At 61.2% G+C, this 20,645-nt stretch carries 18 protein-coding genes; 13 read left to right on the top strand and 5 right to left on the bottom strand.

Going from position 1 to position 20,645, the window contains the following annotated elements:
- Nucleotides 1-32: 32 nt before the first annotated feature.
- The gene (locus DV532_RS21735; RefSeq protein ID WP_056795053.1) at nucleotides 33-1,703 is read right to left on the bottom strand and encodes a lactate permease LctP family transporter; all 1,671 of its coding nucleotides are present in this window, start codon (nucleotides 1,701-1,703) and stop codon (nucleotides 33-35) included.
- 256 nt (nucleotides 1,704-1,959) lie between these two features.
- Between DV532_RS21735 and DV532_RS21730 the strand changes: the two genes are divergently transcribed.
- A complete protein-coding gene (locus tag DV532_RS21730) occupies nucleotides 1,960-2,727 on the top strand; it encodes an FCD domain-containing protein (RefSeq protein ID WP_056795056.1) in 768 nt (255 codons plus the stop codon).
- A 132-nt stretch (nucleotides 2,728-2,859) separates the two neighbouring features.
- On the opposite strand, the gene smpB is transcribed toward DV532_RS21730, so the two are convergent.
- Nucleotides 2,860-3,342: an SsrA-binding protein SmpB gene (smpB, locus tag DV532_RS21725; protein ID WP_056795058.1), complete on the bottom strand. Its 483-nt coding sequence runs from the start codon at nucleotides 3,340-3,342 to the stop codon at nucleotides 2,860-2,862.
- 163 nt (nucleotides 3,343-3,505) lie between these two features.
- Here smpB and DV532_RS21720 point away from each other — a divergent pair, with 163 nt between their 5' ends.
- Entirely contained in the window at nucleotides 3,506-3,940 is a 435-nt protein-coding gene (locus DV532_RS21720; protein WP_056795061.1) for a type II toxin-antitoxin system RatA family toxin, read from the top strand.
- 61 nt (nucleotides 3,941-4,001) lie between these two features.
- On the opposite strand, the gene DV532_RS21715 is transcribed toward DV532_RS21720, so the two are convergent.
- A complete protein-coding gene (locus tag DV532_RS21715; RefSeq protein WP_056795066.1) occupies nucleotides 4,002-4,535 on the bottom strand; it encodes an outer membrane protein assembly factor BamE in 534 nt (177 codons plus the stop codon).
- Nucleotides 4,536-4,632: 97 nt separating this feature from the next.
- Between DV532_RS21715 and fur the strand changes: the two genes are divergently transcribed.
- On the top strand, nucleotides 4,633-5,037 hold the full coding sequence (gene fur, locus DV532_RS21710) for a ferric iron uptake transcriptional regulator (protein WP_015271870.1): 405 nt from the start codon (nucleotides 4,633-4,635) through the stop codon (nucleotides 5,035-5,037).
- Nucleotides 5,038-5,170: 133 nt separating this feature from the next.
- Here fur and recN read toward each other — a convergent pair whose 3' ends face one another.
- Nucleotides 5,171-6,844, bottom strand: coding sequence for a DNA repair protein RecN (gene recN / locus DV532_RS21705; RefSeq protein ID WP_056795069.1), 1,674 nt, complete (start codon nucleotides 6,842-6,844; stop codon nucleotides 5,171-5,173).
- 192 nt (nucleotides 6,845-7,036) lie between these two features.
- On the opposite strand from recN, the gene grpE reads away from it, so the two are divergent.
- The 8 genes from grpE to DV532_RS21665 all read left to right on the top strand — a co-directional run bounded on the left by grpE (nucleotide 7,037) and on the right by DV532_RS21665 (nucleotide 17,452).
- Nucleotides 7,037-7,594: a nucleotide exchange factor GrpE gene (gene grpE / locus DV532_RS21700; protein WP_056795072.1), complete on the top strand. Its 558-nt coding sequence runs from the start codon at nucleotides 7,037-7,039 to the stop codon at nucleotides 7,592-7,594.
- A gap of 101 nt (nucleotides 7,595-7,695) precedes the next feature.
- Complete coding sequence (gene dnaK, locus DV532_RS21695) at nucleotides 7,696-9,621, top strand: molecular chaperone DnaK (protein ID WP_056795076.1); 1,926 nt, start codon at nucleotides 7,696-7,698, stop codon at nucleotides 9,619-9,621.
- A 197-nt stretch (nucleotides 9,622-9,818) separates the two neighbouring features.
- Complete coding sequence (gene dnaJ, locus DV532_RS21690; protein WP_056795079.1) at nucleotides 9,819-10,946, top strand: molecular chaperone DnaJ; 1,128 nt, start codon at nucleotides 9,819-9,821, stop codon at nucleotides 10,944-10,946.
- Between the two features lie 13 nt (nucleotides 10,947-10,959).
- On the top strand, nucleotides 10,960-11,766 hold the full coding sequence (gene dapB, locus DV532_RS21685) for a 4-hydroxy-tetrahydrodipicolinate reductase (protein WP_056795081.1): 807 nt from the start codon (nucleotides 10,960-10,962) through the stop codon (nucleotides 11,764-11,766).
- 325 nt (nucleotides 11,767-12,091) lie between these two features.
- The gene (carA, locus tag DV532_RS21680) at nucleotides 12,092-13,228 is read left to right on the top strand and encodes a glutamine-hydrolyzing carbamoyl-phosphate synthase small subunit (protein ID WP_056795083.1); all 1,137 of its coding nucleotides are present in this window, start codon (nucleotides 12,092-12,094) and stop codon (nucleotides 13,226-13,228) included.
- Nucleotides 13,229-13,333: 105 nt separating this feature from the next.
- A complete protein-coding gene (carB, locus tag DV532_RS21675) occupies nucleotides 13,334-16,555 on the top strand; it encodes a carbamoyl-phosphate synthase large subunit (RefSeq protein ID WP_056795087.1) in 3,222 nt (1,073 codons plus the stop codon).
- A complete protein-coding gene (gene greA / locus DV532_RS21670) occupies nucleotides 16,552-17,034 on the top strand; it encodes a transcription elongation factor GreA (protein WP_082476739.1) in 483 nt (160 codons plus the stop codon). Before carB ends, greA begins: the two co-directional genes overlap by 4 nt.
- Nucleotides 17,012-17,452, top strand: coding sequence for an MFS transporter (locus DV532_RS21665; protein WP_082476740.1), 441 nt, complete (start codon nucleotides 17,012-17,014; stop codon nucleotides 17,450-17,452). Before greA ends, DV532_RS21665 begins: the two co-directional genes overlap by 23 nt.
- Before the next feature lie 42 nt (nucleotides 17,453-17,494).
- Here the strand turns inward: DV532_RS21665 and yhbY are convergent, their stop codons facing one another.
- On the bottom strand, nucleotides 17,495-17,803 hold the full coding sequence (gene yhbY, locus DV532_RS21660; protein WP_003249945.1) for a ribosome assembly RNA-binding protein YhbY: 309 nt from the start codon (nucleotides 17,801-17,803) through the stop codon (nucleotides 17,495-17,497).
- Between the two features lie 103 nt (nucleotides 17,804-17,906).
- On the opposite strand from yhbY, the gene rlmE reads away from it, so the two are divergent.
- Together rlmE and ftsH are read left to right on the top strand one after the other, a co-directional pair.
- Nucleotides 17,907-18,533 carry a 23S rRNA (uridine(2552)-2'-O)-methyltransferase RlmE gene (rlmE, locus tag DV532_RS21655; protein ID WP_056795090.1) on the top strand — a complete coding sequence of 209 codons (627 nt, stop codon included), beginning with the start codon at nucleotides 17,907-17,909 and terminating at the stop codon, nucleotides 18,531-18,533.
- Nucleotides 18,534-18,736: 203 nt separating this feature from the next.
- Nucleotides 18,737-20,641, top strand: coding sequence for an ATP-dependent zinc metalloprotease FtsH (gene ftsH / locus DV532_RS21650; RefSeq protein WP_056795093.1), 1,905 nt, complete (start codon nucleotides 18,737-18,739; stop codon nucleotides 20,639-20,641).
- Nucleotides 20,642-20,645 lie beyond the last annotated feature (4 nt).

The raw sequence follows: 20,645 nt of genomic DNA, 5'->3' as shown, positions 1-20,645 counted from the left end.
CGGGCGCGCCATGGCGCCCGGCCCCGTTCACTTTAGTGATGAACCAGCATGCCGGTCAGCCAGTAGGCCTGGACCAGGGTGATCAGGCCGACGATGGTGGCGAAGAACAGGCTGTGCTTGACGGTGAAGCGGAACAGGTCGGACTCCTTGCCAACCAAGCCGGTGGCCGCGCAGGCCACGGCGATCGATTGCGGCGAGATCATCTTGCCGGTCACGCCGCCGCTGGTGTTGGCTGCCACCAGCAGGGTGTCGTTGACCCCGATCTGGTGCGCGGTGGTGGCCTGCAGCGAGCTGAACAGGGCGTTGGACGAGGTGTCCGAACCGGTCAGGAACACGCCCAGCCAGCCGAGGAACGGCGAGAAGAACGGGAACGCCGCGCCGGTACCGGCCAGCACCAGGGCCATGGTCGAAGACATGCCCGAGTAGTTGGTGACGAAGGCGAAGGCCAGCACCATGCCGATCGACAGGATCGGCCAGCGCAGCTCCCAGAAGGTCTCTTTGAAAGTGGTCAGACCAGTTTTGAAGTTGATCTTCAGCACCGCCATGGAAATCAGCGCCGACAGGAAGATTGCGGTGCCGGTAGCGGAGATCGGGTCGAGCTTGAACACCGCTGGCATGGCGGTTGGCGCGGCAACGATCGGTGCGCTCTTGATCACCAGTTGGTCCAGGTGCGGGATGGCGAAGTTGAACACGAAGTTGTACATCGCACCGCCCGGGGCGAAGGCCGCCTTGAACGGCTTCAGGGTCCAGATGGTGACCAGTACGGTGAGGATCAGGAACGGCGACCAAGCCTTGAAAATTTCACCGAAGCTGTACGGGGTTGGCTGGCTGCCGCTTGGCTGCACCACGGCGGCGCCAACGCTGCCTTTGGCTTCGCTGAACGAGCGCTTGGGCTGCCACACTTTCAGGAACAGCGTCAGGCAGATCAGGCTGGCCAGGGCCGAGGTGATGTCTGGCAGCTCTGGGCCGATGAAGTTCGAGGTGAAGTACTGGGTGACGGCAAAGCTCAGGCCGGCAACCAGGGCGGCAGGCCAGGTTTCCTTCACGCCACGCAGGCCGTCCATCATGAACACCAGCCAGAACGGCACGAACAGCGACAGCAGCGGCAGCTGGCGGCCGGTCATGGCGCCGATGTGGAAGGCGTCGATACCGGTGACCTGGCCGGCCACGATGATCGGGATACCCAAGGCGCCAAAGGCCACTGGCGCGGTGTTGGCGATCAGGCACAGGCCGGCGGCGTACAGCGGGTTGAAGCCCAGGCCCACCAGCAGCGCGGCAGTGATTGCCACCGGTGCACCAAAGCCCGCTGCACCTTCCAGGAAGGCACCGAAGCAGAAGCCGATCAGCAGGACTTGCAGGCGTTGGTCGTCGGTAATCGACAGCACCGAGCTGCGGATCACTTCGAACTGGCCGCTCTTGACCGTGAGTTTGTACAGGAACACCGCGGCAACGATGATCCAGGCAATTGGCCAGAGGCCGTAGAGGAAGCCATAACCCGCGGCGGCGAACGCCATGTCGACAGGCATCTGGAAGGCGAAGATCGCCACCAGAATCGACAGTGCCAGGGTGATGCTGCCGGCCACGTGGCCTTTGAGGCGGAACACGGCGAGGGCAAGGAAGAAGAAGACGATGGGAATGACCGCCGCCAGTGCGGACAGGCCAAGACTACCAAGCGGGCTATAGAGTTGTTGCCAGGTTTGCATATGGGGTGGCCCCTAATTGTTGTTGGTCAGGCACTGGCATTGGATAATTGGTAAGACCAATTTACAATGGCTGGTCGCTAGGTTAAAAGCGCTTCCATGGGTGTGTCAATTTGTCCCGTGTAAAACTTTGCAGGTGGGCCGATGAGCGGGCGCCTGATGGGCTGGGAAAATCGTGGCCTGGTGGGTGTTTGCGCGGCCTGGATCGGCGAGAATAAGCGCCCCCTGAAATTTGCCGGGGGTTTGTGGAGAGCATGTGATGGTTTTTGATCAGGTCCGCCAACGGCGCCTGTCCGACGACATTGTCGATCGGTTGGAAAGGATGATTTTGGAAGGCACGCTGACCTCGGGGCAGCGGCTGCCGGCCGAGCGCGTCCTTGCCGAGCAGTTTGGCGTGTCCCGCCCGTCACTGCGTGAGGCAATCCAGAAGCTGGTGGCCAAGGGGCTGCTGGTTAGCCGTCAGGGTGGCGGCAATTTTGTCGCCGCGTCCCTGGGGTCTACCTTCAGCGACCCGCTGCTGCAGCTGCTGGAACACAGTGCCGAGGCGCAGCGTGACCTGCTCGAGTTTCGCCATACCCTGGAGGCGTCCTGCGCCTTTTACGCGGCCCAGCGCGCCACCGAGCCGGACCGGGCGCGGCTGAAGGCAGCCTTCGATGAGCTGCAGGACTGCTATGCCAGGGTCGATGAAGTCACCCGGGCAGAAGAGGGCGCAGCCGATGCGCGCTTCCACCTGGCGATTGCCGAGGCCAGCCATAACGCCGTGCTGCTGCACACCATTCGCGGGTTGTTCGACCTGCTCAAGCGCAACGTGGTGACCAACATTGGTGGCATGTACCAACAGCGTACTGAGACCCGCGACATGCTGATCAGTCAGCACCGCGAGCTTTACCTGGCGATTGTCGAGGGCCGGGCGGAAGATGCGCGAGAGGTGTCCAGCCGGCACATTCTGTACGTGCAGGAGGTGCTGGAAGAGGCCCAGGAAGAAGCGCAGCGGGTGGCGCGGGCCGAGCGGCGTAGCGGGCGCTGAGCCTTGCAGTGGCGGTGCTGGTCTCTTCGCCGGTGAACCCGCTGCTACGGGGTGCGCACCACCTTCGAATGCGGTGCATAACCTGTAGGAGCGGGTTCACCCGCGAAGAGGCCGGGCCAGGCTAAAGAAGGCTTAGTCTTCCTTGCCCTTGTTGCGCACGGCCCGCTGCAGCTCGCGGTTGGAATCGCGTTCGCGCACGGTGTCGCGCTTGTCGAATTCCTTCTTGCCCTTGCCCAGTGCAATTTCGCACTTGATCAGGTGCTGGCTCCAGTACAGCGACAACGCCACGCAGGTGTAACCCTTTTGCGCCACAGCTGCTTCCAGGCGCTCGAGTTCACGCTTGTTCAGCAGCAGCTTGCGGGTGCGGATAGGGTCGGCGATGACGTGGGTGCTGGCTGTGGTCAGCGGGGTGATGTGGCTGCCGAACAGCCAGGCCTCACCGTCCTTGAGCAGCACGTAGCTGTCAACGAGGTGCGCCTTGCCGGCCCGCAGGCTTTTTACTTCCCAACCGGACAGGACCAGCCCGGCCTCGAACTTGTGTTCGATGAAGTAATCGTGTCGCGCTTTCTTGTTCTGCGCGATGGTCCCGGTCGGATGTTTTTTTTGCTTAGCCATAGGGGCGGCATTATAGGCAAGTCCGTGCGCCCTCCGCTATGGGATTTCGGTGTGCTTGAGCCCCTGCAATGAATACCGGACAATACAGCCCCTGTCTTGGGGACAGAACCTGTTTTTGGCACGCTGCGAAGCGCCGCCACCCAGCCTTGGAAGTGACGCCTGGATGACTACCCATATTCAACGCTCCGCCCTGCTGCCATACCCTGCCCAGGCGCTCTACGATCTGGTCAACGATGTAGCCAGTTACCCACAGTTTCTGCCTTGGTGCTCGGCCTCGACGGTGCTCGAAGCCAGTGACACGCACATGCGCGCCAAGCTTGAAGTGGCCAAGGGGGGGATGAGCCAGCACTTCGTGACGCGTAATGTGCTGGTGCCTGGGCAGTCCATCGAAATGAACCTGGAAGAGGGGCCGTTCACCCAGCTGCATGGCGTGTGGGTGTTCAAGCCGCTGGGTGACAAGGCCTGCAAGATCAGCCTCGACCTGTCGTTCGACTACGCAGGCTCCCTGGTGCGTGCGACCCTGGGGCCGCTGTTCAATCAGGCGGCCAATACCCTGGTGGATGCGTTCTGCCAGCGTGCCAAGCAGCTGAATGGTTGACTGAACCAGCGGCAACAAAAAGCCCGGACCAGGTCCGGGCTTTTTCGTATCTGCTGTGCGCTTACTGCGGCGCGGTTTCCAGCGGTGCCGGGGTTGGCACTGGGGTGGTCTCGATGGTGTCGATCTCGCGCTGGATGGATTCTTCTACCGAGCCTGGCTTGGCCGGTTTTTCTTCTGGCTGCACGGCTGGCTGCGCGGGCTGGTTGGCCGGGCTGACCGTGGTGTCGCTGCTGCCACCGAGAATTTCCTGGTCGCGGCTGACACCTGGCATGAAGTCGCCAGACAGGCTGACCAGTTGGTCGCTTTCGTTGAAGAAAATGCTCATGCGCTCTTGTTGGCGTTTGCCGCCACCTGGCTGCAGGCTGTACAGGTAATCCCAACGATTGGTGTTGAAGGTGTCCTGGATCAGCGGGTTACCCATGATAAACCTTACTTGCCGACGGGTCATTCCGGGGCGTAATTGGTCTATCATGTCTTGCGTAACGACATTGCCCTGCTGGATGTCGATTTTGTAAACCCCGGGAAACGAGCAACCGGCGAGTGCGAGCAGTCCCACTAGGGTGAGGCTGGTTAGCAAGAGCTTGGTGTTTTGCATCGGTGGGCGACTTCCACTATCTTGGCTGGACAACGTAAACCCCGATCATACCCGTATTAAGAGAAGCTGCGAAGCAGCATCGGCGAGAAAGCTGACCATGGTTGAAAATAGCGAATTGCGCAAAGCCGGCCTCAAGGTGACCCTGCCTCGAGTCAAGATCCTTCAGATGCTCGACTCCACCGAGCAGCGCCACATGAGTGCTGAGGACGTCTACAAAGCGCTGATGGAAGCTGGCGAGGATGTTGGCCTGGCCACCGTCTATCGCGTACTGACCCAGTTCGAGGCGGCGGGTCTGGTGGTTCGCCATAACTTCGACGGCGGCCATGCAGTGTTTGAACTGGCCGATGGCGGTCACCACGACCATATGGTCAACGTGGAGACCAGTGAGGTCATCGAGTTCATGGATGCCGAGATCGAAAAGCGCCAGCGCGAAATCGTCGCCGAGCATGGCTACGAGCTGGTGGACCACAATCTGGTCCTGTATGTGCGTAAGAAAAAGTAACGATTTTTATCGTTAATGAATGACAAAGGCGACCTTCGGGTCGCCTTTGTGCTTTCTGGAGGGGCTGAGAGGTGTGTTGCCTGTGCTGGGCTCTTCGCGGGCGTGCCCGCGAATTGACCTGAAAAAGAAGGGTTCAGGCCTTTCCGCTCACAACCATCTTGCGCGCATGCGCCAGGGACTCCTTGGTCAGGTCGATGCCGCCCAGCATCCGCGCCACTTCCTCCACCCGCTCGCGCTTGCCCAAGCTGGCTACCGCGGTGTGGGTGGTGTCGCTGTTGCGCACCTTGTGCACGAACAGGTGGTGATGGCCTTGCGCGGCTACCTGCGGCAAGTGGGTCACGGTCAGTACCTGGCCGCGTTCGCCCAGGCGGCGCAGCAGTTGGCCGACGATCTCGGCAGTAGGCCCGCCGATACCGACGTCGACTTCGTCGAACACCAGGGTGGGAATGCGCGAGGTCTGCGCGGTAATCACCTGAATCGCCAGGCTGATGCGCGACAGTTCGCCGCCCGAAGCCACCTTCGCCAGGCCTTTGAGCGGTTGCCCGGGGTTGGCGCTGACCAGTAGTTCGATCTGCTCCAGGCCATGCGGCGACAGGTCGGCACCCTCGTTTGGAGTCAGCGCAATGCAGAAGCGCCCGCCGGGCATGCCCAGGCGCTGGATCTCCTGCTCAACGGCTACTGCCAACTGCTGGGCAGCCTGCTGGCGCAGGGCGCTGAGCTCGCGGGCCTTCTCTCTATAGTGCTGGGCGAAAGCGGCCAGCTCTTCGCCCAGCCGTTCGATCGACTCATCGCTGGCGTTAAGGCCTTCCAGCTCTTCCATCAACTGCTGTTGCAGGTGGGGCAGTTCGGTAGGGTGCACGCGGTGTTTGCGGGCCAGCGTGTAGATCGTGTCGAGGCGTTCCTCCAGCGCCTGCAGGCGCATGGGGTCGGCGTCGAAGTTGTCGAGGAAGCGGTTGAGTTCGCCCACGGCTTCCTCCACCTGGATCTGCGCACTGGCGATCAAGTTGGCCGCTTCGCCCAGCGCCTTGGGTGAGTTGCTGGCGGCACCCAACCGGTTGAGGCTGGAGGTGAGGGCGCTGAGTACGTTGCCCGAATCGCTTTCGCTGCACTGGTCGATGACCTGGCGGCAAATGCCGAACAGCGCTTCGGCGCTGGTCAGGTTTTTGTGTTCCTGTTCCAGCTGTTCCAGTTCGTGCTCGCCCAAGCCCAGGTTGTCCAGCTCTTCCAGCTGGTAGCTGAGCAACTGGTGGCGGGCGCGCTGCTCGTCGCCGGAGTTGGACAGGCGTTCCAGCTCCAGGCGGGTCTGGTTCCAGCGTTTGGCGGCCAGCTGCACTTGGCGGGCCAGGTCGACGGCGCCGGCATACTCGTCAAGCAGGCGACGATGGGTGTCGGTCTTGAGCAGTGACTGGTGTTCGTGCTGGCTGTGGATATCGATCAGCAGCTCGCCCAGTGCCTTGAGGTCGCCGAGTGGGCACGGAGTGCCATTGATATAGCCGCGGCTGCGGCCTTCGGCGGTGATCACCCGGCGCAGGATGCACAGGCCGTCGTTGTCCAGGTCGCGCTCGGCCAGCCAGGCATGCGCCTCGGGGATATCCACCAGGTCGAAGGTGGCAAGGATGTCTGCCTTGTCCGTGCCGGGGCGCACCACGCCGCTGTCGGCCCGGTCGCCCAGGGCCAGGCCAAGGGCATCGAGCATGATCGATTTGCCGGCGCCGGTCTCGCCGGTAATCACGGACATGCCGCGGGCGATTTCGAGGTCGAGGTGCTCGACGATGGCGTAGTTGTGAATGGATAGGTGCACCAGCATGGGGGCGGCTCCCGAAAGTCAGGTCTGGTTATTTATACAGTAGTTTTTTCAGGCCTGCCAATGCCCCCTGGCAGATTATGTTGTGGCGCAGAAAACCACCTTGCCCCTTGAAGCTGGTTTTTCCGGCCCCATATAGCCGACATCCAAGGCGAGCCTGGCTCGCAGTCCACAAAATTGCGCAGGAGAGACCCCATGGCTGACGAACAGCTGAACGAAAAAGACCTTAACGTTGAAGAAACCGGTGCAGAAACCACTACTGACGCCCGTGTTCTGGAACTCGAGGAACAGCTGGCCGCCGCCAAGGATCAGTCGCTGCGCGCCGTAGCCGACTTGCAGAACGTGCGCCGTCGTGCCGAGCAGGATGTCGAGAAAGCCCACAAATTCGCCCTGGAGAAGTTCTCCAGCGACCTGCTGCCGGTAATCGACAGCCTGGAGCTGGCGCTGGCGCACTCCAGTGCCGAAGACGAGCACGTCAAGCAGATCCGCGAAGGCGTCGAGCTGACCCTGAAGATGTTCCAGGACACCCTCAAGCGCTACAACCTCGAAGCTGTCGACCCGCACGGCCAGCCGTTCAACCCTGAGCACCACCAGGCCATGGCCATGCAGGAAAACGGCGACGTAGAGCCGAACAGCGTGCTCAACGTGTTCCAGAAGGGTTACCTGCTGAACGGCCGTCTGCTGCGCCCCGCCATGGTGGTGGTCAGCAAGGCGCCGAGCGCGGCGCAACCCTCGATCAATGAAAAGGCTTGAAATCCACCGGGGCATCCCCATTTAGGTGTCAAGCCTTCAAGTATTACCGCAGTTGGCCTCAGTAGCCGCTGCTACCAAATTCAAGTTTCGGGAGAGTTAACATGGGCAAAATCATCGGTATCGACCTGGGGACCACCAACTCGTGCGTCTCCATTCTGGAAAACGGTAACGTCAAGGTCATCGAAAACGCCGAAGGTGCGCGTACTACCCCTTCGATCGTGGCCTACGCCAACGACGGCGAAATCCTGGTTGGCCAGTCGGCCAAGCGCCAGGCCGTCACCAACCCGCACAACACCCTGTTCGCGGTGAAGCGCCTGATCGGCCGCCGTTTCGAAGAGCAGGTGGTGCAGAAAGACATCCAGCTGGTGCCGTACAAAATCGCCAAGGCCGACAACGGTGACGCCTGGGTTGAAGTCAACGGCCAGAAAATGGCGCCGCCGCAAATCAGCGCCGAAGTCCTGAAAAAGATGAAGAAAACCGCCGAAGACTACCTCGGCGAGCCAGTGACCGAGGCGGTCATCACCGTGCCGGCCTACTTCAACGACAGCCAGCGCCAGGCGACCAAAGACGCCGGCCGCATCGCTGGCCTGGACGTAAAACGTATCATCAACGAACCCACCGCCGCTGCACTGGCCTACGGCATGGACAAGGCCAAGGGCGACCACACGGTCATCGTTTATGACCTGGGTGGCGGTACTTTCGACGTTTCGGTCATCGAAATCGCTGAAGTCGACGGTGAGCACCAGTTCGAAGTACTGGCGACCAACGGCGACACCTTCCTGGGTGGCGAAGACTTCGACATGCTGCTGATCGACTACCTGGTCGAAGAGTTCAAGAAAGAGTCCGGCATGAACCTGAAGGGCGACCCTCTGGCTATGCAGCGCCTGAAAGAAGCCGCTGAAAAAGCCAAAATCGAGCTGTCGTCCGCGCAGTCGACCGACGTCAACCTGCCGTACATCACTGCAGACGCTACCGGTCCTAAGCACCTGAACGTGAAAATCTCCCGCGCCAAGCTGGAGTCGCTGGTTGAAGAGCTGGTGCAGCGCACCATCGAGCCTTGCCGCATCGCCCTGAAAGATGCCGGTATCGACGCCAGCAAAATCGACGACGTGATCCTGGTCGGCGGCCAGACCCGTATGCCGCTGGTGCAGAAAACCGTTGCCGACTTCTTCGGTAAAGAAGCGCGCAAGGACGTCAACCCAGACGAAGCTGTGGCTATGGGTGCTGCTATCCAGGGTGCGGTTCTGGCCGGTGACGTGAAAGACGTACTGCTGCTGGACGTCAGCCCGCTGACCCTGGGTATCGAAACCATGGGTGGCGTGATGACCGCGCTGATCGAGAAGAACACCACCATCCCGACCAAAAAGTCGCAGGTGTTCTCGACTGCGGACGACAACCAAGGCGCTGTGACCATTCACGTGCTGCAGGGTGAGCGTAAGCAAGCTGCGCAGAACAAGTCGCTGGGCAAGTTCGACCTGGCCGACATTCCGCCAGCTCCACGTGGCGTGCCGCAAATTGAAGTCACCTTCGACATCGACGCCAACGGTATCCTGCACGTCAGCGCCAAAGACAAGGCCACCGGCAAGTCGCAGTCGATCGTGATCAAGGCCAACTCCGGCCTGTCGGACGAAGAAATCGAGCGTATGGTGCGTGACGCCGAGGCTAACGCCGAGGAAGACCGTAAGTTCGAAGAGCTGGCCGCTGCCCGTAACCAGGGTGACGCGCTGGTTCACTCGACTCGCAAGATGGTCGCTGACGCGGGTGACAAGGTTACCGCCGAAGAGAAAACCGCCATCGAGGCTGCTGTCGTTGCCCTGGAAGCCGCTGTCAAAGGCGACGACAAGGCTGCAATCGAAGCCAAGGTCGAAGAGCTGTCCAAGGTCTCTGCGCCGGTTGCCCAGAAGATGTACGCCGAGCAATCGGCCGAACAGCCTCAGGGCGGCGCGCAGCAGGCCGAGCCGGAAGCCAAGCACGATGACGTGGTTGACGCCGAGTTCGAAGAAGTGAAAGACAACAACAAGCAGTAATCCCTGCATGTTGTCGGCCAGTTCACCGCCGTTTGGCGGTGAGCTGGTAGGATGTCGCCGCGCGGGGGCTTGCTCCCGCGTTGGCGTATCTGGAATTCGAGAATTTTTACAGCGTCTGTCAGTGGCCCTGGTGGGCAACAGGCAGGTGCTGATGGCGTGGCGCAGATGCCAGACGCCCAACAAGGTGCAAATGACCTATGTCCAAGCGTGATTATTATGAGGTCCTGGGTGTCGAGCGCGGCGCCAGTGAAGGTGATCTCAAAAAGGCTTATCGTCGGCTGGCGATGAAGTACCACCCGGACCGCAACCCGGGCGATAAAGAGTCGGAAGACAAATTCAAGGAGGCCAACGAGGCCTACGAAGTGCTGTCTGACGCCAGCAAGCGCGCGGCCTTCGACCAGTATGGGCACGCCGGTGTCGACCCGAGCATGGGCGGTGGCGGTGCCGGCTTCGGTGGCGCTAACTTCTCTGACATCTTCGGTGATGTGTTCAGTGACTTCTTCGGTGGTGGCCGCGGCGGCGGCGGGCGTGGCGGCGCGCAGCGCGGCAGCGACTTGCGCTACACCCTGGAGCTGAACCTGGAAGAAGCGGTGCGTGGCACCACGGTCAGCATCCGTGTGCCTACCCTGGTCAATTGCCAGCCTTGCGACGGTTCCGGTGCGAAGAAGGGCTCGACCCCGTCGACCTGCCCGACTTGCGGCGGTATCGGCCAGGTGCGCATGCAGCAAGGGTTCTTCTCGGTGCAGCAAACCTGCCCGCGCTGCCATGGCCAGGGCAAGATCATTACCGACCCTTGCACCTCGTGCCACGGCGAAGGCCGTGTCGAGGAATACAAAACCCTGTCGGTCAAGGTGCCGGCGGGTGTCGATACCGGCGACCGCATCCGCCTGTCTGGCGAGGGCGAGGCTGGTACGCATGGTGGCCCGACTGGCGACCTGTATGTGGTGATCAACGTGCGTGAGCACGAGATCTTCCAGCGCGATGGCAAGCACTTGTATTGCGAAGTGCCGATCAGCTACACCGATGCGGCCCTGGGTGGCGAGCTGGAAGTGCCGACCCTTGATGGCCGTGTGAAGCTGAAAATTCCGGAAGGTACGCAGACCGGCAAGCAGTTCCGCCTGCGCGGCAAGGGCGTTGCCCCGGTGCGTGGTGGTGGTGCGGGTGACCTGCTGTGCCGTGTGGCGGTGGAAACCCCGGTCAACCTCAGCCGCCGCCAGCGCGAGCTGCTCGAAGAGCTGCGTGATTCGCTGGAAGGCGACAGCTCCCACTCGCCCAAGGCCAGTGGCTGGTTCGATGGCGTGAAGCGCTTCTTCGGCGATCTCTGACAAGGAAATGGCTATGCGACGTATTGCAGTGATGGGCGCGGCAGGGCGAATGGGCAAGACCCTCGTCGAAGCTGTGCAGCAGCAGGCCCCGCAGGCGGGCCTGACCGCGGCGATCCATCGCCCGGACAGCACGCTGGTGGGTGCCGATGCCGGTGAGTTGGCGGCCCTGGGCCGTATTGGTGTGCCGATTTCCGACGACCTGAGCAAGGTGGTCGACGAGTTCGACGTGCTGATCGACTTCACCCACCCTTCGGTGACCCTGAAGAACCTGGCGTTCTGCCGCAAGGCGGGCAAGGCCATGGTCATCGGTACCACGGGCTTCACCGCCGAAGAGAAGCAGTTGCTGGTCGAAGCCGGCAAGGAAATTCCGATTGTCTTCGCCGCCAACTTCAGCGTGGGTGTCAACCTATGCCTGAAGCTGCTGGATACCGCGGCGCGGGTGCTCGGTGATGACGTGGACATCGAGATTCTCGAGGCGCATCACCGGCACAAGGTCGATGCACCGTCTGGCACTGCGCTGCGCATGGGTGAAGTGGTTGCCCAGGCGCTGGGCCGTAACCTGCAGGAAGTGGCCGTGTATGGCCGTGAAGGGCAGACCGGTGCGCGTGAGCGGCAAACCATTGGCTTTGCCACTGTGCGTGCCGGTGATGTGGTGGGTGACCACACGGTGCTGTTCGCCGCCGAAGGCGAGCGCGTCGAGATTACCCACAAGGCCTCCAGCCGCATGACCTTCGCCAAGGGCGCCGTGCGTGCGGCGCTGTGGCTGGATGGGCGTGAGCCTGGCCTGTACGACATGCAGGATGTGCTCGAGCTGCGTTAAGTCGTTCGAGCGGTGTTGGCTTCTTCGCGGGTAAACCCGCTCCTACAGGGTCCTTGCAGGGCTTGGGGCTTGCGCAAGTCCTGTGGGGCGGGTTCACCCGTGAAGGGGTGGCGCCGGTGTCAGTCTGTCGCATTGATGTGTTTTAGAGACACATATGCGGTAGACCGAAAACGCACTTTTCTGTAAGCTACAGCTTTAGTGTGTCCACTAAAAGCGCGCAGCGAATTGAATTCAGCACATGAAAGCGGGGTGACGTGTCCATACGTCACTCCGCTTTTTTGCAACCTGCGATCGCCCTTTCATGCTTGATTTACGGGAGGTCTTCTTGACAAAGCCAGCCATACTCGCCCTTGCCGACGGCAGTATTTTCCGCGGTGAATCCATCGGTGCCGACGGTCAGACCGTTGGTGAGGTGGTATTCAACACCGCTATGACCGGCTACCAGGAAATCCTTACAGACCCTTCCTACGCGCAGCAAATCGTTACCCTGACCTACCCGCACATCGGCAACACCGGCACTACCCCGGAAGACGCCGAGTCGAACCGCGTCTGGTCCGCTGGCCTGGTCATCCGTGACCTGCCGCTGCTGGCCAGCAACTGGCGTAACACCCAGTCGCTGCCTGAGTACCTCAAGGCCAACAACGTCGTTGCCATCGCCGGCATCGACACCCGTCGCCTGACCCGAATCCTGCGTGAAAAGGGCGCTCAGAACGGCTGCATCCTTGCCGGTGACAACATCAGCGAAGAAGCCGCCATCGCCGCAGCACGTGGCTTCCCGGGCCTGAAAGGCATGGACCTGGCCAAGGTCGTTTCCACCAAGGAACGCTACGAATGGCGCTCCAGCGTGTGGGAGCTGAAGACCGACAGCCACCCGACCATCGAAGCCGCTGACCTGCCGTACCACGTGGTTGCCTTCGACTACGGCGTCAAGCTGAACATCCTGCGCATGCTGGTAGCCCGTGGCTGCCGCGTGACCGTGGTGCCGGCCCAAACCCCGGCTAGCGAAGTGCTGGCACTCAACCCGGATGGCGTGTTCCTGTCCAACGGCCCGGGTGACCCCGAGCCGTGCGACTACGCCATCCAGGCGATCAAGGAAATCCTCGAAACCGAGATCCCGGTATTCGGCATTTGCCTCGGCCACCAGCTGCTGGCCCTGGCGTCCGGCGCCAAGACCGTGAAAATGGGCCACGGCCACCACGGTGCCAACCACCCGGTCCAGGACCTGGACACCGGCGTGGTCATGATCACCAGCCAGAACCACGGCTTTGCCGTTGACGAAGCTACCCTGCCGGGTAACGTCCGCGCCATTCACAAGTCGCTGTTCGACGGCACCCTGCAGGGTATCGAGCGTACCGACAAGAGCGCGTTCAGCTTCCAGGGCCACCCTGAAGCGAGCCCAGGCCCGACCGACGTCGCGCCACTGTTCGATCGTTTCACCGATGCCATGGCCAAGCGCCGCTGAGCATCCTGCTTCAAGGCCCCGGGCCGGCACCTGCCGCGCCCGGCAGCGCCTGACCCAGCTTGTTCAAAGCGGCTTGCCGACTGACCCCGGATTTGAGTGACAACCATGCCAAAACGTACAGACATCAAAAGCATCCTGATTCTTGGCGCTGGCCCGATCGTGATCGGCCAGGCCTGTGAATTCGACTACTCCGGCGCCCAGGCTTGTAAAGCCCTGCGTGAGGAGGGTTTCCGCGTCATCCTGGTGAACTCCAACCCAGCCACCATCATGACTGACCCGGCCATGGCCGACGCCACCTACATCGAGCCGATCAAATGGCAGTCGGTGGCCAAGATCATCGAAAAAGAGCGCCCGGACGCCGTCCTGCCGACCATGGGCGGCCAGACCGCACTGAACTGCGCCCTGGACCTGGAGCGCCATGGCGTTCTGGAAAAGTTCGGCGTAGAGATGATCGGTGCCAACGCCGACACCATCGACAAGGCCGAAGACCGTTCGCGCTTCGACAAGGCCATGAAAGACATCGGCCTGGAGTGCCCGCGCTCGGGTATCGCCCACAGCATGGAAGAGGCCAATGCGGTCCTCGAGAAGCTTGGCTTCCCATGCATCATCCGCCCATCGTTCACCATGGGCGGCACCGGCGGTGGTATTGCTTACAACCGTGAAGAGTTCGAAGAAATCTGCACCCGTGGTCTGGACCTGTCGCCGACCAAGGAACTGCTGATCGACGAATCGCTGATCGGCTGGAAGGAATACGAGATGGAGGTGGTCCGCGACAAGAAGGACAACTGCATCATCGTCTGCTCCATCGAAAACTTCGACCCGATGGGCGTGCACACCGGTGACTCGATCACCGTTGCTCCGGCGCAGACCCTGACCGACAAGGAATACCAGATCATGCGCAACGCCTCGCTGGCGGTGCTGCGTGAAATCGGTGTCGAAACCGGCGGTTCCAACGTGCAGTTCGGTATCTGCCCAGACACCGGCCGCATGGTCGTGATCGAGATGAACCCGCGCGTTTCGCGTTCGTCGGCCCTGGCTTCGAAGGCCACCGGCTTCCCGATCGCCAAGATTGCCGCCAAGCTGGCCATTGGTTACACCCTCGACGAACTGCAGAACGACATCACTGGCGGCCGTACCCCGGCGTCCTTCGAGCCGTCGATCGACTACGTCGTCACCAAGCTGCCACGTTTCGCCTTCGAGAAATTCCCTAAAGCCGACGCTCGCCTGACCACCCAAATGAAGTCTGTGGGTGAAGTCATGGCCATCGGCCGTACCTTCCAGGAGTCCCTGCAGAAAGCCCTGCGCGGCCTGGAAGTTGGCGCCTGCGGCCTCGACCCGAAAGTCGACCTGGCCAGCCCGGAAGCCAGCAGCATCCTCAAGCGTGAGCTGACCGTGCCGGGCGCCGAGCGTATCTGGTATGTCGCCGATGCCATGCGTTCGGGCATGAGCTGTGAAGAAATCTTCGCGCTGACCGGCATCGACATGTGGTTCCTGGTGCAGATGGAAGACCTGATCAAGGAAGAAGAGAAGGTCAAGACCCTGGCCCTGTCGGCGATCGACAAGGACTACATGCTGCGCCTCAAGCGCAAGGGCTTCTCGGACCAGCGCCTGGCTGTGCTGCTGGGCATCACCGACAAGAACCTGCGCCGTCACCGTCACAAGTTGGAAGTGTTCCCGGTGTACAAGCGCGTCGACACCTGCGCCGCCGAGTTCGCCACCGACACCGCCTACCTGTACTCCACCTACGAGGAAGAGTGCGAGGCCAACCCGTCGACCCGCGACAAGATCATGATCCTGGGTGGTGGCCCGAACCGTATCGGCCAAGGTATCGAGTTCGACTACTGCTGCGTACACGCAGCCCTTGCGCTGCGTGAAGACGGTTACGAGACCATCATGGTCAACTGCAACCCGGAAACCGTCTCCACCGACTACGACACCTCCGACCGCCTGTACTTCGAGCCGCTGACCCTGGAAGACGTGCTGGAAGTGTGCCGCGTCGAGAAGCCGAAAGGCGTCATCGTCCACTACGGCGGCCAAACCCCGCTGAAACTGGCTCGCGCTCTGGAAGAAGCCGGCGTACCGATCATCGGTACCAGCCCGGACGCTATCGACCGCGCCGAAGACCGTGAGCGCTTCCAGCAGATGGTTCAGCGCCTGAACCTGCTGCAGCCGCCAAACGCCACCGTGCGCAGCGAAGAAGAAGCCATCCGTGCTGCTGGCAGCATCGGCTACCCGCTGGTGGTGCGCCCGTCCTACGTACTGGGCGGCCGTGCCATGGAAATCGTCTACGAACTGGACGAGCTCAAGCGCTACCTGCGTGAAGCCGTGCAGGTATCGAACGACAGCCCGGTACTGCTCGACCACTTCCTCAACTGCGCCATCGAGATGGACGTGGATGCGGTTTGCGACGGCACCGACGTGGTGATCGGCGCAATCATGCAGCACATCGAACAGGCTGGCGTTCACTCCGGTGACTCGGCGTGCTCGCTGCCACCTTACTCGCTGAGCAAGGAAGTGCAGGACGAAGTCCGCGTACAGGTCAAGAAAATGGCCCTGGAGCTGGGCGTGGTCGGCCTGATGAACGTGCAGCTGGCCTTGCAGGGCGACAAGATCTACGTGATCGAAGTCAACCCGCGTGCCTCGCGTACCGTGCCGTTCGTGTCCAAGTGCATCGGCACTTCCCTGGCAATGATCGCTGCCCGTGTCATGGCTGGTAAAACCCTGAAAGAGCTGGGCTTCACCCAGGAAATCATCCCGAACTTCTACAGCGTCAAGGAAGCCGTCTTCCCGTTCGCCAAGTTCCCAGGGGTTGACCCGATCCTCGGCCCTGAGATGAAATCGACCGGTGAAGTCATGGGTGTTGGTGACAGCTTCGGTGAAGCCTTCGCCAAAGCCCAGATGGGTGCCAGCGAAGTACTGCCGACCGGCGGTACCGCGTTCATCAGCGTGCGTGACGACGACAAGCCACAAGTGGCTGGCGTTGCCCGTGACCTGATCGCCCTGGGCTTCGAAGTGGTTGCAACTGCTGGCACCGCCAAGGTTATCGAAGCGGCTGGCCTGAAAGTGCGCCGTGTGAACAAGGTGACCGAAGGTCGCCCGCACGTGGTCGACATGATCAAGAACGACGAAGTGTCGCTGATCATCAACACCACCGAAGGCCGCCAGTCGATCGCCGATTCCTACTCGATTCGTCGCAATGCGCTGCAGCACAAAATTTACTGCACCACCACCATTGCGGCCGGTGAAGCCATCTGCGAGGCGCTGAAATTCGGTCCTGAAAAAACCGTTCGTCGCCTGCAGGATCTGCATGCAGGAATGAAAGCATGAGCATTACCAAGTACCCGATGACCGTCCAGGGCGCTCGCGCCCTGGAAGAGGAACACCTGTTTCTGAGCAAGACCGAGCGCCCGCGCCTGAGCCAGGCTATCGGTGAAGCGCGCGAGCTGGGCGACCTCAAGGAAAACGCCGAATACCATGCCGCCCGTGAGGAGCAGGGCATGGTCGAGGCACGTATCCGTGATATCGAAGGCCGCCTGCAAAACTCGGTGGTGATCGACGTGACCACTATTCCCCACACTGGCAAGGTTATCTTCGGCACCACCGTTGACCTGGAAAACACCGAGAGCGGTGACCAGGTGACCTACCAGATCGTGGGTGAGGACGAAGCCGACATCAAGAAGGGCAAGCTCTCGGCCGGTGCGCCGATTGCCCGTGCCATCATCGGCAAGGAAGAAGGTGATATTGTCGTCGTCAAGACGCCTAGTGGCACGGTCGAGTACGAGATTGTCGAAGTCAAGCACATCTGACCGGCGCCTGCGGGCGCCATCCCTCGAGGGGATCCTCTGGCAGCTGGCCCAGGTTTTCTGGGTCGGTGGCCTGTGGGTGTTCCATGTGGGGCTGGTGCCTGCGCTGAAGGTCAGTGGCCTGGCGCCGCTGCTGGTGCAGGATATCGCCGGGCAGATCGACCGCTGGTTGATCGGCGTGGCGTTGCTTGGCTTGGTGACCCAGCTGGCAGTGCTGGCGAGGGTAGATGGCCTGGCGGCCTGGTGGCGGCAGTTCCGGGGCCAGATGCTGTTGCTCGGCTTCGGTGCTTGCGTGGGGTACTACACGTTGCGCTACGGCATTTCCGTGGGTGAGCGCTGGCAGATGTTCTGTTTCCTGGTGCTGGGCTTTTCCGGCATCGTGCTGGTGGCCCAGCCGGTACCGGTCAGGGCGCGCCGCTAAACGGCTCGACAACACTGGGGCCGCTTAGCGGCCCCTTTGCCGTTACTTGTAACGGTGGATGTTGGACAGTTGCTTGTTCGGCTGTGGGTTCTTGCGGTAGATCAGGGCTTTCTTGCCGATGGTCTGCACCAGCTCGGCACGGCCAGCCTTGCACAGCTCGGCAATGGTCTCGGCGCGTTCTTCGCGGTCTTCCGAGCGAATCTCGACCTTGATCAACTCATGGTCGACCAAGGCGCGTTCCAGTTCGGCGATAACGCCTTCATTCAAACCGTTGCCAGCAACGATCAGGACCGGCTTCAGGTCATGACCAATGGACTTGTACTGCTTCTTCTGCTCGTTATTGAGCGGCATAATCTGACCCTTTCCGTCTGATTCTGTAAAATTGACCGGCATTTTACCCGAGGGCCACCGGCTCCGCCCAGTCAATCACGACGCATATTCATCGAGGTGCCCCGTGGTACAACGTTCCAAAAGCAGCGCAAACTGGCTGCGAGAGCATTTTAACGATCCTTTTGTGAAACAAGCGCAGAAGGACGGCTACCGCTCGCGTGCGAGCTACAAACTGCTGGAGATCCAGGAGAAAGATCGCCTGATCCGCCCCGGCATGAGTGTGATCGACCTCGGCGCAGCCCCGGGTGGCTGGTCGCAGGTGACCAGTCGTCTGATTGGGGGGCAGGGCCGCCTGATCGCTTCTGACATCCTGGAAATGGACTCGATCCCCGACGTCACCTTCATCCAGGGCGATTTCACCGATGATGCGGTGCTTCAGCAAATCCTCGCGGCGGTCGGCGATTCGCACGTGGACCTTGTGATTTCCGACATGGCCCCCAATATGAGTGGTACGCCAGAAGTGGACATGCCGCGCGCCATGTTCCTCTGCGAGCTGGCCCTGGACCTGGCAACCCGCGTGCTGAAGCCAGGCGGTGATTTCCTGATCAAGATTTTCCAGGGCGAAGGTTTCGATATGTACTTGAAGGATGTGCGCACCAAGTTCGACAAGGTGCAGATGCGCAAGCCGTCTTCTTCCCGGGACCGTTCCCGCGAGCAGTACCTGCTGGGCAAAGGTTTCAAAGGCGCTTGAAAGGCGTGAAGCGTGGTGGCCGATAGTTATTTCCAATCGGCCACTGCGTCAGGATCGTCCGAACTTCGTGTAGTCTAGCTTTCACAAAGGGTTACAGACGGTGCCTGCGGCTGCGTAGGTAATGTAGTAAGTTAGGGCGATGAATATCATGCGAGGCACGGCTGCGTCGTGCGCCGGCCTCAGAGGGTAGCGAATTGAACGACATGGCAAAGAATCTGATCCTGTGGTTGATCATCGCAGCTGTCCTGGTGACAGTGATGAACAACTTCTCAAGCCCTAACGAGCCGCAGACCCTCAACTATTCCGACTTCATCCAGCAGGTCAAGGATGGCAAGGTCGAGCGTGTGACCGTCGACGGCTACATCATTACCGGCAAGCGCGCCGATGGCGACAGCTTCAAGACCGTGCGCCCGGCCATTACCGACAACGGCCTGATCGGCGACCTGGTCGACAACCATGTCGTTGTCGAAGGCAAGCAGCCTGAGCAGCAGAGCATCTGGACTCAACTGCTGGTAGCCAGCTTCCCAATCCTGGTGATCATCGCCGTATTCATGTTCTTCATGCGCCAGATGCAGGGCGGTGCGGGCGGCAAGGGCGGCCCCATGAGCTTTGGCAAAAGCAAGGCGCGCTTGCTGTCCGAAGACCAGGTCAAGACTACCCTGGCCGACGTTGCCGGTTGCGACGAGGCCAAGGAAGAGGTGGGTGAACTGGTCGAGTTCCTGCGCGACCCGGGCAAGTTCCAGCGCCTGGGTGGCCGCATCCCGCGTGGCGTGCTGATGGTCGGCCCGCCCGGTACCGGTAAGACCCTGCTGGCCAAGGCCATTGCCGGTGAGGCCAAGGTGCCGTTCTTCACCATTTCCGGTTCGGACTTCGTGGAAATGTTCGTCGGTGTCGGTGCCAGCCGTGTGCGCGACATGTTCGAGCAGGCCAAGAAGCACGCCCCGTGCATCATCTTCATCGACGAAATCGACGCCGTTGGTCGCCACCGTGGCGCCGGCATGGGCGGCGGTCACGACGAGCGTGAGCAAACCCTCAACCAGTTGCTGGTTGAAATGGACGGCTTCGAGATGAACGATGGCATCATCGTCATCGCTGCCACCAACCGCCCGGACGTACTCGACCCAGCGCTGCTGCGCCCTGGTCGCTTCGACCGCCAGGTGGTCGTCGGCCTGCCGGACATCCGCGGTCGTGAACAGATCCTTAAGGTGCACATGCGCAAGGTGCCGATCGGCGACAACGTCAACCCAGCGGTCATTGCCCGTGGTACCCCAGGCTTCTCGGGTGCCGACCTGGCCAACCTGGTCAACGAAGCTTCGCTGTTTGCCGCGCGTTCCAACAAGCGCCTGGTCGAAATGAAAGAGTTCGAACTGGCCAAAGACAAGATCATGATGGGCGCCGAGCGCAAAACCATGGTCATGTCCGAGAAGGAAAAGAAGAACACTGCTTATCACGAGGCTGGGCACGCTATTGTCGGCCGCCTGGTGCCTGAGCACGACCCGGTCTACAAGGTTTCGATCATTCCGCGTGGCCGTGCCTTGGGTGTGACCATGTTCCTGCCGGAAGAGGACCGCTACAGCCTGTCCAAGCGCGCATTGATCAGCCAGATCTGCTCGCTGTACGGCGGCCGTATCGCCGAGGAAATGACATTGGGCTTCGACGGCGTCACCACTGGGGCGTCCAACGACATCATGCGTGCCAGCCAGATCGCTCGCAACATGGTTACCAAGTGGGGCCTGTCCGAGAAGCTCGGCCCGCTGATGTACGCGGAAGAAGAAGGTGAGGTGTTCCTCGGCCGTAGTGCCGGCAGCCAGCACGCCAGCGTATCCGGCGAGACTGCCAAGCTGATCGACTCTGAAGTGCGCAGCATCATCGATCAGTGCTACGCCACTGCCAAGCAGTTGCTCATCGAAAACCGCGACAAGCTCGAGGCGATGACCGAAGCGCTGATGAAGTATGAGACCATTGATGCCGATCAGATTGACGACATCATGGCTGGGCGTACGCCGCGCGAACCGCGTGATTGGGACGATGACAAAAACTCGGGCACGCCTGCTGCCCAGGATGATCGTCCAGAATCGCCAATCGGCGGCCCAGCAGCTCAACACTAAGGGC

The organism is Pseudomonas sp. Leaf58 (assembly GCF_003627215.1).
Taxonomy (GTDB): domain Bacteria; phylum Pseudomonadota; class Gammaproteobacteria; order Pseudomonadales; family Pseudomonadaceae; genus Aquipseudomonas.
Note: the sequence above shows the minus strand (reverse complement) of the source record. Positions and strands in the feature narration are given on the sequence as shown.

What these genes read in the sequence shown, in the direction of transcription:
- DV532_RS21735 (WP_056795053.1), bottom strand. Translation starts at nt 1,703, where the DNA reads ATGCAAACCTGGCAACAACTCTATAGCCCGCTTGGTAGTCTTGGCCTG.
- DV532_RS21730 (WP_056795056.1), top strand. Translation starts at nt 1,960, where the DNA reads ATGGTTTTTGATCAGGTCCGCCAACGGCGCCTGTCCGACGACATTGTC.
- smpB (WP_056795058.1), bottom strand. Translation starts at nt 3,342, where the DNA reads ATGGCTAAGCAAAAAAAACATCCGACCGGGACCATCGCGCAGAACAAG.
- DV532_RS21720 (WP_056795061.1), top strand. Translation starts at nt 3,506, where the DNA reads ATGACTACCCATATTCAACGCTCCGCCCTGCTGCCATACCCTGCCCAG.
- DV532_RS21715 (WP_056795066.1), bottom strand. Translation starts at nt 4,535, where the DNA reads ATGCAAAACACCAAGCTCTTGCTAACCAGCCTCACCCTAGTGGGACTG.
- fur (WP_015271870.1), top strand. Translation starts at nt 4,633, where the DNA reads ATGGTTGAAAATAGCGAATTGCGCAAAGCCGGCCTCAAGGTGACCCTG.
- recN (WP_056795069.1), bottom strand. Translation starts at nt 6,844, where the DNA reads ATGCTGGTGCACCTATCCATTCACAACTACGCCATCGTCGAGCACCTC.
- grpE (WP_056795072.1), top strand. Translation starts at nt 7,037, where the DNA reads ATGGCTGACGAACAGCTGAACGAAAAAGACCTTAACGTTGAAGAAACC.
- dnaK (WP_056795076.1), top strand. Translation starts at nt 7,696, where the DNA reads ATGGGCAAAATCATCGGTATCGACCTGGGGACCACCAACTCGTGCGTC.
- dnaJ (WP_056795079.1), top strand. Translation starts at nt 9,819, where the DNA reads ATGTCCAAGCGTGATTATTATGAGGTCCTGGGTGTCGAGCGCGGCGCC.
- dapB (WP_056795081.1), top strand. Translation starts at nt 10,960, where the DNA reads ATGCGACGTATTGCAGTGATGGGCGCGGCAGGGCGAATGGGCAAGACC.
- carB (WP_056795087.1), top strand. Translation starts at nt 13,334, where the DNA reads ATGCCAAAACGTACAGACATCAAAAGCATCCTGATTCTTGGCGCTGGC.
- greA (WP_082476739.1), top strand. Translation starts at nt 16,552, where the DNA reads ATGAGCATTACCAAGTACCCGATGACCGTCCAGGGCGCTCGCGCCCTG.
- yhbY (WP_003249945.1), bottom strand. Translation starts at nt 17,803, where the DNA reads ATGCCGCTCAATAACGAGCAGAAGAAGCAGTACAAGTCCATTGGTCAT.
- ftsH (WP_056795093.1), top strand. Translation starts at nt 18,737, where the DNA reads ATGGCAAAGAATCTGATCCTGTGGTTGATCATCGCAGCTGTCCTGGTG.